At 70.1% G+C, this 12601-nt stretch carries 13 protein-coding genes; 8 read left to right on the top strand and 5 right to left on the bottom strand.

All coding sequences use genetic code 11. The annotated features are described in order from the left end of the window. Positions 1-99: 99 nt before the first annotated feature. On the top strand, positions 100-1518 hold the full coding sequence (locus tag LZ198_RS02935) for a hypothetical protein (protein WP_253970314.1): 1419 nt from the start codon (positions 100-102) through the stop codon (positions 1516-1518). Between the two features lie 91 nt (positions 1519-1609). Here the strand turns inward: LZ198_RS02935 and LZ198_RS02930 are convergent, their stop codons facing one another. Beyond that, positions 1610-3184 (bottom strand): right-handed parallel beta-helix repeat-containing protein, encoded by a 1575-nt coding sequence (locus LZ198_RS02930; RefSeq protein ID WP_253970313.1) that lies wholly within the window; start codon positions 3182-3184, stop codon positions 1610-1612. A gap of 139 nt (positions 3185-3323) precedes the next feature. Next, positions 3324-4679, bottom strand: coding sequence for a cytochrome c peroxidase (locus tag LZ198_RS02925; RefSeq protein ID WP_253970312.1), 1356 nt, complete (start codon positions 4677-4679; stop codon positions 3324-3326). A 302-nt stretch (positions 4680-4981) separates the two neighbouring features. Here LZ198_RS02925 and LZ198_RS02920 point away from each other — a divergent pair, with 302 nt between their 5' ends. Both LZ198_RS02920 and LZ198_RS02915 read left to right on the top strand, forming a co-directional pair. Beyond that, the gene (locus LZ198_RS02920; RefSeq protein WP_253970311.1) at positions 4982-6070 is read left to right on the top strand and encodes a sensor histidine kinase; all 1089 of its coding nucleotides are present in this window, start codon (positions 4982-4984) and stop codon (positions 6068-6070) included. Between the two features lie 35 nt (positions 6071-6105). Beyond that, positions 6106-6849 (top strand): LytR/AlgR family response regulator transcription factor, encoded by a 744-nt coding sequence (locus LZ198_RS02915; RefSeq protein WP_253970310.1) that lies wholly within the window; start codon positions 6106-6108, stop codon positions 6847-6849. Between the two features lie 35 nt (positions 6850-6884). Here the strand turns inward: LZ198_RS02915 and LZ198_RS02910 are convergent, their stop codons facing one another. Both LZ198_RS02910 and LZ198_RS02905 read right to left on the bottom strand, forming a co-directional pair. Beyond that, the gene (locus tag LZ198_RS02910; RefSeq protein WP_253970309.1) at positions 6885-7151 is read right to left on the bottom strand and encodes a hypothetical protein; all 267 of its coding nucleotides are present in this window, start codon (positions 7149-7151) and stop codon (positions 6885-6887) included. Between the two features lie 244 nt (positions 7152-7395). Next, positions 7396-8310 (bottom strand): NmrA family NAD(P)-binding protein, encoded by a 915-nt coding sequence (locus tag LZ198_RS02905; RefSeq protein ID WP_253970308.1) that lies wholly within the window; start codon positions 8308-8310, stop codon positions 7396-7398. Between the two features lie 104 nt (positions 8311-8414). On the opposite strand from LZ198_RS02905, the gene LZ198_RS02900 reads away from it, so the two are divergent. Next, positions 8415-8966: a TetR/AcrR family transcriptional regulator gene (locus LZ198_RS02900; RefSeq protein WP_253970307.1), complete on the top strand. Its 552-nt coding sequence runs from the start codon at positions 8415-8417 to the stop codon at positions 8964-8966. 179 nt (positions 8967-9145) lie between these two features. Here the strand turns inward: LZ198_RS02900 and LZ198_RS02895 are convergent, their stop codons facing one another. Continuing rightward, on the bottom strand, positions 9146-10042 hold the full coding sequence (locus LZ198_RS02895; RefSeq protein ID WP_253970306.1) for an AraC family transcriptional regulator: 897 nt from the start codon (positions 10040-10042) through the stop codon (positions 9146-9148). Positions 10043-10149: 107 nt separating this feature from the next. Between LZ198_RS02895 and LZ198_RS02890 the strand changes: the two genes are divergently transcribed. The 4 genes from LZ198_RS02890 (at position 10150) to LZ198_RS02875 (ending at position 12569) form a co-directional block, all read left to right on the top strand. Continuing rightward, positions 10150-10893 (top strand): SDR family oxidoreductase, encoded by a 744-nt coding sequence (locus LZ198_RS02890; RefSeq protein WP_253970305.1) that lies wholly within the window; start codon positions 10150-10152, stop codon positions 10891-10893. 181 nt (positions 10894-11074) lie between these two features. Continuing rightward, positions 11075-11704, top strand: coding sequence for a DUF2306 domain-containing protein (locus LZ198_RS02885; protein WP_253970304.1), 630 nt, complete (start codon positions 11075-11077; stop codon positions 11702-11704). 83 nt (positions 11705-11787) lie between these two features. After that, positions 11788-12003 (top strand): YgaP family membrane protein, encoded by a 216-nt coding sequence (locus LZ198_RS02880; RefSeq protein WP_253970303.1) that lies wholly within the window; start codon positions 11788-11790, stop codon positions 12001-12003. Beyond that, positions 12003-12569, top strand: coding sequence for an RNA polymerase sigma factor (locus LZ198_RS02875; protein WP_253970302.1), 567 nt, complete (start codon positions 12003-12005; stop codon positions 12567-12569). The genes LZ198_RS02880 and LZ198_RS02875 overlap by 1 nt, the downstream gene beginning before the upstream one ends. Positions 12570-12601 lie beyond the last annotated feature (32 nt).

Here is a 12601-nt window from a genome sequence, read left to right as displayed (position 1 = left end):
GGGGTGGGGGGATATGTCCTCCGCGCTCCCATCGTTTCCGCGGTGCGCGGCCCGGAGGCCCCCAACCCTCCTCCAGGCCTGTGGCGCATGGAGGATGTGATGCGACGGCTTGGAATGACGTTGGGGCTCCTGGGGTGCGTGGGATGCGCCAGCGTCACGCAGGGGCTCTACACCCGGTACAATCCCGAGACCGGACAATACGAGGCGCCCACGCACGAGCTCGTCTATCAGGTGCCCGTCGAGGACGCGCTGATGACGGTCCGCTACCTCCTGGGGAAGAGCCGCCTCGACGTGATGGAGAAGGAGGGGGGCCTGGAGATGTACTCCTCCTTCATTCCGGACGTCGCGCCCCCCGAGCGCTACTACATCAAGGGGGAGCGGCTCGGGCCCCGGCAGGCGCTCGTTCGCGTCTTTCGCGTCCGGTACGTCCACGGGGGCACCTCCAGCGCGGAGACACCCGAGTGGGCCAACACGCCGCTGTTCAACGTGGCGGATGCCTTCCTCAACGTTCCTGGGCTGGAGAGCTACCGGCCGGCGTTCGGTTATCGCGACATGGACGTCGAGCAGAAGCTCCTGGAGCGACTGGAGATGGCGCCCTCGCTGGAGCTGGTGGGAGGAAATCCCCCCGTCCCCATGCGCTCGGTGGTGATGGATGGCCAACGGGAGGAGGGTGGGGCCCCCGCCCTCGCTCCCGCGTGTGGTGCGCCCCTGGAGGGGGCTTCGTCCCTGTTGGCCGCGGGAGGCGTCGTGCTGGTCGCGGACCCCCTGGGCACGCAGGAGGTCCCCTCGGCGGCGCTGCGGATGGTGTGCGAGGCCGCATCCCAGCGGTTGCCGGTGACGCTGGGGCTGTCCATTCCCGCCTCGGAGCAGCCGCTCCTCGAGCGCTACCTCGCCAGCGACGGCGGCGCCATGGCCGTCCAGGAGCTCCTCTCGGAGAGTGCGTTCTGGCGCCGGGCCTACCAGGACGGGCGCAGCAGCGGTGCCATGCTGTGGCTCGTCGAGCAGGTCCGCCGCTTGCGCGTCTCCGGAGGGGACGTGGCCGTGGCCGCCATCGACTCCGACAAGGCCCACGGCAACGAGCGCGAGGAGCAGATGGCCCAGCACCTGCTGAAGGCCCGGGCGGAGCGCCCCCAGGCCTGGACGCTGGTGCTCACGGGCAGCGTCCACGCGCGCACCACGGAGGTGGGCTGGGATGGCGACCTGGAGCCCATGGGCGCTCGCGTGGCGCGGGCCCTGTCGGCGGTGCGGGTCCTGGATGTGGGCTTCCAGCGAGGCACCCAGTTCGCTTGTCGCTACAGCGTCTGGGAGGAGGAGGTGGAGTGCAACGTCTTCGGCATCAGCCCGACGCTCGACGCGCGGCAGTCCTCGAAGCAGGCCGCGGGGCTGGTGCTCTTCACCTCCCCGCGGCCGGACGGCTTCCACGGCCGGCTCTACCTGGGGGCGCTGACCGCGTCGCTTCCTCCGCTCCAGGCGCCAATGGAGGCCACCTCGGGGAGCCCGGTGCCCGCAAGGAAGTGACCCCACCGCTGGGACGAGCCCGTGGCCCCGGTGCCCGTGAGAGGGGACCGGGGCTGCTTCGTGTCCACGTCCCAGCGGCGGGCCCGGCCCGTCAGCGCGCGGGCTCGGGCCGCGCCGGGGCGAAGGGGAGCCCGGCGGCCGCCACGTACGCGCCCTGGTCATGGGGGGGCACGCGCTGGGCTCCGTCGTAATCGAAGTCCACCACCCCGGCCAGGTTCACGCCCTTGTCCACCGCGGGCGACGAGGGCCGCAGGTGGAAGTTCTTCGCCGCCGCGTCCACGAAGCCCGCGGCCGCCACCTGGGTGGAGACGAGGTTCGTCGTCGCGAACAGGCTGAGGCACGCCGTGTTGTTTCCATTGCCCGCGTGTGTCACCGGCGCGCCCGCCACCACGTTGTTGGAGAAGGTGACGGTGTTGTCCTTGATGAGGTTGCAGAAGACGTAGATGCCCTCGGTCGCGGAGCTCACCACCGTGTTGTGGTGATAGGCGACCGGCGGCGGGCTCGCGCGCTGCAGGTTCACGTCGGTGGTGCGATTGAAGAGGGTGCCCGTGTTGGCGCCGAGGATGACGTTGTTCATCATCAGGGTGCCACCCAGGCCCTGGAACAGGATGCCCTGGGTGGAGCGCGGCTGCGCCGTTTCGATCCAGTTCGCGTCGATGACGCCCATGCTGCCCGGGTTCACGGTGATGCCGCCGGAGTGGCTGCTGTTGTTGTTCAAGCCGTAGTTCCGGATGACGTTGCCCCGGATGGTCATCCCCTGGAGCGCGCCTCCCACCTGGATGGCGTCGTTGCCGGTGTTCTCCACCTGGTTGTCCACCACCTCGACGCCAATCACATCCGCCTCGAACACCCGCTTCCCGCCGCCGCAGTCGACTCCCGGCGTGTACGACAGCCCGCTCTCCCAGCCATGGTGCGAAGGGCCGATGTAGAGCCCCTCGTAGACGGTGTCGTGGACGTACGTGTCGTGGATGCGGGTGTTGTACTGGGCCCAGGTGCCGCGCGCCCAGACGCCGGCGCACGTCGGATAGGTGCGGAAGGCGATGCCCACGCCTCCCTGGGGATTGCCGCGCACCTCCACGTGGTCGATCTCCACGTCGGACGTACCCTCGCGCAGGTCGATGTGCGCCTGGTTGCCGCCCGCGGTCCCCGCCACCAGTCCGTAGAGGTTCGTGCTCCCCGTCCCGGTCAGCCGCAGGTAGCGGCTGGCCCCGGTGATTCCCACGGGGCTGCTCTTCGTGTTGTTGAACACGGCCTGGCCATCGCAGTTGGTGATGGTGACGGGCTTTTCGGCCGTCCCCTTGACCCCGTGCAGGGCCAGGTACTCATACGTCCCGGGCCTGATGCACAACGTCTTTCCCGCGTAGCGGTCCGGCGCTGCCTTGGTGCCGTCCACCCAGATGTAGCCGCTGCCCGAGCCGATGAACTCCGAGCACCCGCCGCCCGGCGAGCACGACACCCCCACCGTCGGCCCGGGGTTTTCGGGCGTCCCCGAGTCCGCCAGGGGCCCCGCGTCGGGCTCGTGTCCCGCGTCGGGGACCTGCCCCGCGTCTGACTCCTGTCCCGCGTCTCCGGGAGTGTCCGCGCGGCGCTCCGTGTCCCCTCCACACCCCACGACCAGGACAGCCCATCCCACTGCCGCCATGAAGATGCTCGAGCGAGTCGTCATGGCTCCCCCATTACAGCCTTTCAGGTTTTCAGGGGAGAGCCGACGGATGTCTCGGACAGAAAGCGCCCATCCATCAACGACCTTGCTCGAGCCCTCGACGACGCTCCAGGGCATGGCCCGCTCGGCCGCGCCGGACGACTCAGAGTCGACGCAGGAAGGCGATCAAATCGCTCTTCTGGTCGGGCGTGAGGGATTCCGGCGGGCCTTCATGCTCCGGCGGATGGACGGGAGGCAGGTCGAGGCTGGCGAACCTCCCCAGGACGAACTGGCTGTAGAAGTCGACCACCTTGTGGAGCTCCACGGCGCTGTTGTCGTGGAAGTAGGGCGCCGTGCGGCCTATCCCACGCAACGTGGGCACGTCGAAGGCCTCGAAGTCGTTGGGCTCTCCCGTGATGATGGCGCGCCCCGGGTCCGACGAGAAGAACTGGGGGACCCGGTTGGGGCCGGCGATGGGGTTGCCATCGGCGTCGATCTCCGGCTCGAAGTCCGACAGGTCTCCCCCGGCGAAGGGCGGAGGCTTGGGCGGTAGATCGACGACCTTCTGCGTACGAGAGCCGTCCGTGTAGAAGCGGTATCGGTAGCGGGGGAAGTGGACCGTCCTGGTGAAGATCTCCGACTCGGGGTCGACCTGTCCCAGGTACGTGACGAACGCCGAGCCGATGTTCATGAACCCGTTGCCCGGAGTGGACGCGAGCACCGGGGTCGGCGGGGTGGTCGCGGGCACCTCGTACTGCACGGTGCCGTCGGGCCTGAGGGCGGGAAACAACGAATCGTGGACCTCTCGCTTCGTGAGGGTCTGCTTGGTGGCCCCTCCGTGGCACGCCGCACAGGCGGCCGCGTACACCTCCCGGCCCCGCTGCTCGGCGGGCGAGAGGCTCAGCCCGTCCTCCACGTCGGGCAAGCCCGTCGGGTCGGCTCCCTGCGCCAGCCGCGCCGCGATGGTGCGGGCCCGGTCCGAGGAGAACACGTCGCGCTCGAAGGTGGCGATGCGCGCGAGCTCGCTCGCGGGCGCCGTGCCGCCTTCGCTGTGCGAGGTGAGGGCGGCTTGCGCCTGCTGTTCCAGCGTCGCCATGCGCCCGTCGAGCTGGAAGGGCGCGCTCATCGCGGTGTCGGCAATCGAGGGAACGGCCCGCCACACGAACAGCCTGCGGTCGGGCGGCGTCGTGACGTGGCCCTCGTCGTCGATCAAGTCCATGGTGTCCGGCAATGGCAGCCACACGCGCACGAGGCCCTTCTTCAAGTGTTCGAAGGTCAAGGTCGTGGCCGTGGGGTCGTCGGCGTCGATCGCGTTGAACAGTGGATCGTCCGGAGACGTTTCCAGCAATCGGGCCACGTGCGTGGGGGTGAGGGTGAAGTGGTCCTCCGGCACGTGGCAGGTCGCGCAGGAGCGACCGTTGGTTCCGGGGAAGGGCTGCTCGAAGAGCTGCTTCCCCGTGAGGTCGCCGCGTCGCGGCTCCTCCTCCTTCTCGGTGCGACAAGCGCCCAGCGTGACCAACGCGATGACCGTGATGGCGCGGGAGGGAGGGGGACCGACGAGGTGCCGGCGACGTGCGCCGGCGGGTCTCCGGGAATGTCTGCGAAATGGAGGTGGGAGCATCCGGCGTCCGCCTGCGTGAGGGAGGAGTGTGGCGGACAGGCTTTCGCATCGGGCGTGGCGTGATTCCATTCACTCCCGACGAACCGTCGTGCGCGTGCGACGAGCTGTCGCGGCGTGCGCACGAACCGGAGGCTGCGGGCGTGACCTTGCCAATCCGCGTGGCCGGTGGCTAGCCTGGATGCCTCTTGCAAGACTCAGCCGTGCAACATCCGATGCTCTTCGCGTGGCGGCGTTGGCTCGTCGGCATGGCCCTGGTCGTGGGCATCGGGTTGCTGCAGACCGCCCCCGAGTTCCGTGAAGGCGAGCGCGTCGCGAGCATCGCCCTCCGGTTCTTGCTCTGGGTGGTCGAGACTCCACTGCAGTTGGTCGCGCTGTCGGTCACGTTCAATGCCTGCGTCGAGCGGCGGTTGGGGACGACGAGGGGCGTGGTTGCCAGCCTTCTCGTCGCCGTGGTCATCGGGGTGCTCTTCGCCCTCGCCTTCGTGTTCGTGGTGGAAGGGCTCCTGGGCTTCGAACTCGATGAGAAGGGGCCGCTCTCGCTTCCGCTCGCGGGCGGATTCGGCGCGATGGTGGGGGTCGCCATCGCTGGTGTCTGGGGACTTGCCTTCGTGTCTCCGCACGTGTCCGAGCAGGCCCAGCTGCGTGCGCTCGAGACGGAGCAGCTCCGCATCGAGGCCGAGCAGCTCCGAGTCTCCGCGGAGCTGGCGCGATTGCGCTCGCAGCTCGAGCCACATTTCCTCCTCAACACGCTCAACACCATCGCCGGACTGGTGACGCAGAATCCCCGGGAGGCCCGGCGCCTGATTGGCTGTCTCGGCGACCTGTTGCGTGACGTGCTGCAGGGACAGGAGGAGATGCAGACGCTCGACCAGGAGGTCACCTGGCTCCGGCGTTACGCGGAGATCCTCGAGTCCCGCCACGGTGACGCGCTCCGCTTCGACTGGGACATTCCTCCGGAGGTGGGGAGCGTGGTGTTGCCGAAGCTGCTGCTGCAGCCGCTGGTCGAGAACGCGGTCCAGCATGGGGCGTTGTGTCGAGCTGGCGGCGGCCGGGTGGCGGTGAGTGCCGGCCTCCGAGGGGCTGGTGCCGAGTCGAGGCTCGTGTTCATGGTGTCGGACAACGGCCCCGGGCTTTCGACCGGCGAGCCGCGTCCTGGCGCGCTCGGTCTGCGCGTGGTGCGTCGGCGGCTGGAGCTCCGGTGCCCTGGGGCGGCCTTGCGATTCCAGTCTTCGAGCGAAGGGACCTCGGCGGTCATCGAGCTCCCGATGACGCCAGGGAGCGCGGCATGAGCACCGGGAGTGGCGAGAAGCTGCGTGCCCTCGTCGTGGACGACGAGTGGGCCGCGCGAAACTACCTCGTCGAATTGCTGGAGGAGTCCCACCTGGCCCAGGTCACGGGGGCCGTCGCGTCGGCGGAGGACGCGCGGGAGCTCCTGCTCGGCGACGGGCGCCTCGCGTTCGACGTCGCGTTCCTCGACGTCCGGCTGTCGGGCGGTCGAAACGAGGGACTGGACCTCGCGCGCGCGCTCGCGGCGCTGCCCACGGCGCCATGGGTCGTGCTGGCGACCGCGTTCACCGTGCACGCGCTCGAGGCGTATGACCTCGGCGTTGCCGACTACCTGCTCAAGCCCTTCACCGAGGAGCGCGTCGAGCAGTGTCTGCTCAGGCTTCGCGCGCGCGGTCCGCACCCACGGCCACCGGGGCCTCCGCGCATCGCCGCGCGGCGGCAGAAGAGTCTGGTCTTCTTCGACCGCGACGAGGTGTGGGCGTTCGAGGCGGCGGAACGCTTGACCCGGGTCCACACGTCCCAGGGGGTCTTCGACGTCGACCTGTCGCTGTCCGCGATCGAGGCGTCATTCGGCCGCGCGTTCACTCGGGTTCATCGCAACTGGCTGGTCAACGCGGCGCACATCAAGGAACTCGAACGCGACAGCGAGACCCGGGTGTGGGTGGGGGAGGGCCTCGTGAAGGACGGCCGCGGTATCCATGTGCCTGTCGCGCGTGAGCGCGCGCAGCCGCTGCGCGACATGCTCCTCGCGGGTGCGACAGGCGTGCGCCGCAAGGTTTGACGTCGAGGGCGCCTCGAAGGTCGAGCCCTCGCGCGTCATCCGCGCTTCAGCAGCGCTCGGACGAACCGTCCAAGGCCCCCTCGCCTCGTCTTCTCGGGCTGGGGCGCGGTGTATTGCTTGAACGCGGACTGGAGCTTCAACGTGGGACAACGGTGTCGGAGCCGTGCGACACCCTCCTGTGTCACCTGGGTCCCGGGCAAGGAGACGTACGAGAGTTCCAGTCGGGACAGGTCCGGCAGGATCTCGTCGCCGAGTCGCGTGTGGTCGAGGACGAGGTGCTGGAGCCCTGGGAGCTTCTTCAAGGGCGCGAGTCCCTCGTGGTTCACCGCGGTCCTCAGCTGCGAGTCATCGTCCTCTCTCCGCACCGCGAGGTCCATCCACTCCGGGACGCTCCCTCCGCGCCACGGCAGCTCGACGACCTCTTCCTGGGTGAGCCCCGAGCGAAGCGCGGCTGGGATGGCCTCCGGGTCGTTCGGGTAGACACGTTCATCCGGGTGGAGCGGGCGGGCATGGCTCCGCGGTCCCGCGAACAGGCGCCCAGGGTCGTCAGCGCCGCTCGCGCCGCTGGCTCGCCCAGGTCTCGAAGCTCATGGGGGAGAGCCCGTAGGCGCGCGCGAGCTCGGGGCGCGCCAGCACCGGGGCGACGTTCATGTACGTCAGGCCCCGCGCCATGCCGGGATGCAGCCCCGCCGCGATGGCTTCCTCCACGGTGGCGGACCGAGCCGTGTACTCCTTGCCGTCGACGCGGGAGAGGACCTCGACAATCCGCGGAGGCGTGAGGATGTCCCCGGCGAGTTGCAGCGTCACGCCGTGGAACGTCGCCGGACGCTGGATGGCCGCCGCGGCCGCCTGGCCGATGTCCTCCGGTGCAATCAACGGGATGGGGCGGTCCGCGTCGAGCACCGTGACCCAGCAGCGTCCATCGACGAAGCCCGCGGGGTCCAACATGGGATGGTCCATGAAGGTGGCGGGCAGGATGAGGGTCCAGCTCCGGAAGCCCGCGCCACGGACGAGGTCGCAGGTGGCGAGCTTGTTCTCCCAGTACACCTCGTGGGCCTTCCAGCGCCCCTCCGCCCAGCCCTCGATGTGGCGGTGGTCCCCGACGCCGGACGTCGCGGTGTGCACGAACGTCTCGATGCCCTCGGCCAGCGCCGCCTCGACGAGGTTCCTCCCTTGCTGGCGCTCCTTGCTGTAGTCGACACCGGTCGCGGAGATGATGGGGGATTGCATCGAGAAGACCGCTTGCGCCCCCACGCAGGCGGCGCGCAACGACGCCGCGTCGTCGAGGTCTCCGACGACCACCTCGGCGCCCGCCGCCGCGAGGGCCCGGGCGTTCGGCGCGTCTGGATTGCGCACCAGCACGCGCACCGAGGTGAGGCCCTCGGCCAGCAGGGTCCGGGCGGTGGCGCCGCCCTGGCGCCCCGTGGCCGCGGTGACGAGAACGGTCTGCTTGCTGCTCATGGGCAGCTCCTCTTGTAAGTGGGGGACCCCACCGTTTAGTTTCGTGGTTAGATACGGAGGGGGCCCCCACTTGTCAAGGAAGGTGGGCCGAGGAGCGGCGTGAAGTGGAGAAGGTGAAGCCGTTGCGAGCGGATGGGCGGCGCAACCGCGAGAGGCTCGTCGCGGCCGCGATGGAGCTGGTCGCGCGGGATGGCGCGCAGGTGTCGTTGGAGGAGATTGCCCGGAAGGCGGGCGTGGGGTCGGCGACCCTGCACCGCCATTTCCCGTCGCGGCAGGCACTCCTGGAGGTGGTCTTCCGGGATGGTGTGGCGCAGCTCTGTGCGCGGGCCGCCGCCCAACCCGGCGTCGAGCCCGCCGCCGAGTTGGCGGCATGGCTCGAGGAGGTGACGGTCTACACCGCGACGCACCGTGGGCTCGCCGCGGCGTTGATGGCCGGTCCGGAGGGACTCTCGGCCGAAGACATCTGCTGCACCGACATGCTGCTCGACGTGTTGCGCGTCCTGGTGGCGCGGGCGGCGGCGGCGGGCGCGATCCACTCCGGTGTCGCGACGGAGGACCTGATGGTGCTCGCGAACTCGATTGCCATCGCCAACGAAGACGATCCGCTCACCGCGCGCCGGGTGCTGCGCCTCGCGCTCACCGGCATCCGGCCGTGAAGCCGGGGCGCGCGGTGCTCCCGGGTCGCCCGCCGTGAGCGTGGCGCTCGGTCGCGACGGTTCGCGCTGGAGGCCCCGAGGGCTCGACCTCACGGACGCGCCCGCTCACCGGCGGGCCCCCGCGTCGTCCACCCGGGAGTGCTTCATCTCCTGGGGGGGCGGGGACGCGGGGGGCGGTGTCAGCTCGCGCGCGCGAAGCGCCCCGGAGGTTGTCCCACGTGCCTGTTGAACGCCGTGGTGAAGGTGCTCGCCGAGCTGTAGCCGACGCGCTCGGCCACCTCGGTGATGCTGAGTTCGCGGTCGCGCAGCAGGCCCCTCGCGACGGCCATCCGCCAGCCCAGCAGGTACTCCATGGGCCGCAGGCCCACCGTGCGGGTGAAGCGGTCGAAGAACGCCGAGCGTGAGAGCGCCGCGCTCTTCGCGAGCTGCGCCACGGTCCACGGACGCGTGAGGTGGCGGTGCATCTGCCGGATGGCAGGCGCGAGCCGCGCGTCCGCCAGTCCCCGCAGGAGCCCCGGAGGTGTGTCCTCGCTCGCCGTCGACCGGAGTGTCTCGATGAGCAGCAGCTCCACGAGGCGCGTCAGGACCAGGTCGCTGCCCGAGCGCTGCTCGCTCGTCTCGTCGCGGACGAGGCGCACCAGCGTGGCGAGCCGCTCCACGCCGCGCACGTGCAGCAGCGCGGGGAGGAGCGACACCATCAGGGCGGCGTCAGGCGAGTCGAAGACGAAGTAGCCCCCGAGCAGGCGCACGTCCGGCGGGCCGCCCTTCCTGCCGTGACGCACCTCCCCCTTGGCGGAGGGCGCGACCTTGGGGTCGATGCGCTCGGGTGTCACCGGCTCGAAGCCGGAGATGGTGAAGCCCGGCGTCGCGGGCAGCAGGACGAAGTCGCCCGCCTCGAGGGTGATGGGGGACTGGCCCGCGACGGCCAGCCGGCAACGCCCCTCGAGCACGGCGCAGAAGCTGGGTTGACCGAAGTCCGAGTAGCGGACGCCCCAGCCGCCAGCGCCGCTGATGGCTTTCGAGAAGACGGCCCTCGGTTGGAGGAGCGCGATGACTTCCGAGAGAGGGTCGGTCATGGCTGGACTCTAGCAGAAGAAATACGGACTCCGCAGGGTGGAGAGTCCTGATGGCCGCGCGTACCTTGAGACCATCGACGCCGCGCGAATCGCGGCAAGGAGGCGGCATGAAGACGGTGTTCATCACGGGGTGTTCGTCTGGCTATGGACTCGAGACCGCGCGCCATTTCCACGCCCAGGGCTGGAACGTGGTCGCGACCATGCGGACGCCGCGCGAGGAGGTCCTCCCTCGTTCGGACCGGCTGCGGGTGGTGTCGCTCGACGTGACGAAGCCCGGGAGCATCGCCGCGGCGCTGGAGGCGAGCGGCCCCATCGACGTGCTGGTCAACAACGCGGGCATCGGGCTGATGGGCGCTTTCGAAGCGACGCCGATGTCCACGGTGCGCGAGGTGTTCGAGACCAACGTCTTCGGCTCCATGGCGGTGACGCAGGCGGTGCTGCCGCAATTGCGTGCCAGACGGTCGGGGGTCATCGTGAACGTGACCTCCAGCGCGACGCTGGCGCCGATGCCCCTGGTGGCCGTCTACACCGCGAGCAAGGTCGCCATCGAAGGGTTCACCGAGTCGCTCGCGTTCGAACTCGAGGCCTTCCACCTGCGCGTGAAGCTCGTCGAGCCGGGCTACTGCCCGGACACCCGCTTCACGAGCAACGGCAGCTCCCGCATGGACGGGCTGTTTCCCGAACCGTATGCGCCCTTCGCCCAGCACATCTTCGCCTCGTTCGGACAGTTGGGCGCGGTGACGCGTCCGTCCGACGTGGCCGAGGCCGTCTGGCGCGCCGCGAACGACGAGTCGGGGACGCTCCGCTTTCCCGCGGGGCCCGACGCGGTGGCGCTGGCCCGGTCGGCGTAGCCCGTCGGGTCGGCCCGCGTGGGGACGGGAGCGCTCGGCGAAGCCACCCGACGCCCGTCGAGGCGTACAGGGGCCGCCGTTCCCGGCCCTTCCGGGTGCAATCGGGAGGCGCACGGTCCGTTACCGCGGGAGCCTCATCTCCCGCGCGGCGCCGCTCCACTCCGAACCCCGAGTCTCCACGATGGCAAGCAAGGCATGCTGGGTCCTCTTCGCCGCCCTCTGTCTGGCGGTGGGCCTCTATCCCAGCTGTTACTTCCTCGAGGCCTCGAACGTCTCCGGTCTTCGTGCCATGAAGGGCGGCGAGCTCCTGGCCGACCCCGCATGGAACGCCGCCTTCTACACGCACATCGCCTTGGGAGGGCTCGCGCTGGCCATCGGCTGGACCCAGTTCGTCGCGAGGCTGCGACTCGCGCGCCCGGGCGCACACCGGCTCCTGGGGAAGGTCTACGTCGGCGCCGTCTTCCTGAGCGGGCTCGCGGGCGTCTACGTCGGCTTCTTCGCCACGGGGGGCGTCATCGCCGCGGCGGGCTTCGTCAGCCTGGGGGCCGTCTGGCTCTCCACCACGGCCTCCGCCTGGTGGCTCGTCATGCGCCGGCGGTTCGAAGCACACCGGCTCATGATGACCTACAGCTATTCCGTCTGCTTCGCGGCGGTCACGCTGCGACTCTGGATGCCTGTCCTGATGCATGCCCTGGGCGATTTCATCCCGGCATATCGAATCGTCGCCTGGCTTTGCTGGGTCCCCAACCTCGGCGTGGCCTACCTCCTCTCGCGCAGGCCGTCCCGGGCCCCCGAACTCGCGCCCTCGTGACGAAGACGCCGGGCGGAGAAAAAGCCCGGGTCCGTGAATCCTTTCTGGCGCGACGTGACTTCTCCTGGTGCAAGGAGGCTGTCATGAAGCGGAATGTCGGGAACTTGGAGCGGCTGTTCAGGGCCCTGGGCGGGCTGGTGCTGGTCACGTGCGCGGCGATGGTGCCCCTGCCGCTGCCCGTCCGGCTCGGGACCTTCGGCGTGCTGGGAGGGTACATGCTCTTCTCGGCCCTGGCCGGGACCTGCTTCGGCTATGCCCTGATGGGCCGCTCGACCTGCCCCCTCGAGCCGGGGCGCTGATGGGAGCGGGGCACGGAGCATTGCTCACGGCGGCGGCGAGGGGGGATGACGAGGCCCTGGCCGTGCTGGTGCGCACGTACCACGACCGGGTGTACCGGTTCGGCCTGCGCGTGTGCCGGGACGGCGACGACGCGGACGACGCCGTGCAGGAGGCCTTCGTGAAGCTCGCGAGGCGCCCCGAGGTGCAGCGGGACGCCGGGGTCCTCGCGTGGTTGATGAGCGTGGTGCGCAATGCGTGCCTGCGCATGCTCCGTCCCTTCGCCCGCGAGCGCCAACCCCTGGGGGAGCGGCTCGGGGAGGACGAAGTCCCCGCGGCCGACGCGCTCGACCCTCAGCAGGTCCTCGAGCGATGGGAGCTGGTCCAGGTCGTCCATGCGGCCATCGCGGGCCTGGACCCCATCTACCGAGAGGTGCTCATCCTGCGCGACCTCGAGGGACTCTCCGGCGAGGAGGCCAGTCGGGCCCTGGGGCTGGAGCTGACCACCCTGAAGACACGCCTGCACCGGGCGAGGACCCGACTGCGCGAGGCGCTGCTGCGCCGCGACGTCCGGAGTGGGCGCGGCTGAAGCCTGGCCGGACGTTCGGGTGCGAGCGCAGG

Source organism: Myxococcus dinghuensis (assembly GCF_024198235.1).
GTDB lineage: Bacteria > Myxococcota > Myxococcia > Myxococcales > Myxococcaceae > Myxococcus > Myxococcus dinghuensis.
The sequence above is the reverse complement of the archived record's forward strand: the minus strand, read 5'-3'. Positions and strand labels throughout refer to the sequence as shown.

Bases quoted from the DNA above. Each gene is read 5' to 3' on its own strand.
- LZ198_RS02875 (WP_253970302.1), top strand. From the start codon at position 12,003: ATGGGAGCGGGGCACGGAGCATTGCTCACGGCGGCGGCGAGGGGGGAT.
- LZ198_RS02930 (WP_253970313.1), bottom strand. From the start codon at position 3,184: ATGACGACTCGCTCGAGCATCTTCATGGCGGCAGTGGGATGGGCTGTC.
- LZ198_RS02885 (WP_253970304.1), top strand. From the start codon at position 11,075: ATGGCAAGCAAGGCATGCTGGGTCCTCTTCGCCGCCCTCTGTCTGGCG.
- LZ198_RS02895 (WP_253970306.1), bottom strand. From the start codon at position 10,042: ATGACCGACCCTCTCTCGGAAGTCATCGCGCTCCTCCAACCGAGGGCC.
- LZ198_RS02935 (WP_253970314.1), top strand. From the start codon at position 100: ATGCGACGGCTTGGAATGACGTTGGGGCTCCTGGGGTGCGTGGGATGC.
- LZ198_RS02880 (WP_253970303.1), top strand. From the start codon at position 11,788: ATGAAGCGGAATGTCGGGAACTTGGAGCGGCTGTTCAGGGCCCTGGGC.
- LZ198_RS02905 (WP_253970308.1), bottom strand. From the start codon at position 8,310: ATGAGCAGCAAGCAGACCGTTCTCGTCACCGCGGCCACGGGGCGCCAG.
- LZ198_RS02890 (WP_253970305.1), top strand. From the start codon at position 10,150: ATGAAGACGGTGTTCATCACGGGGTGTTCGTCTGGCTATGGACTCGAG.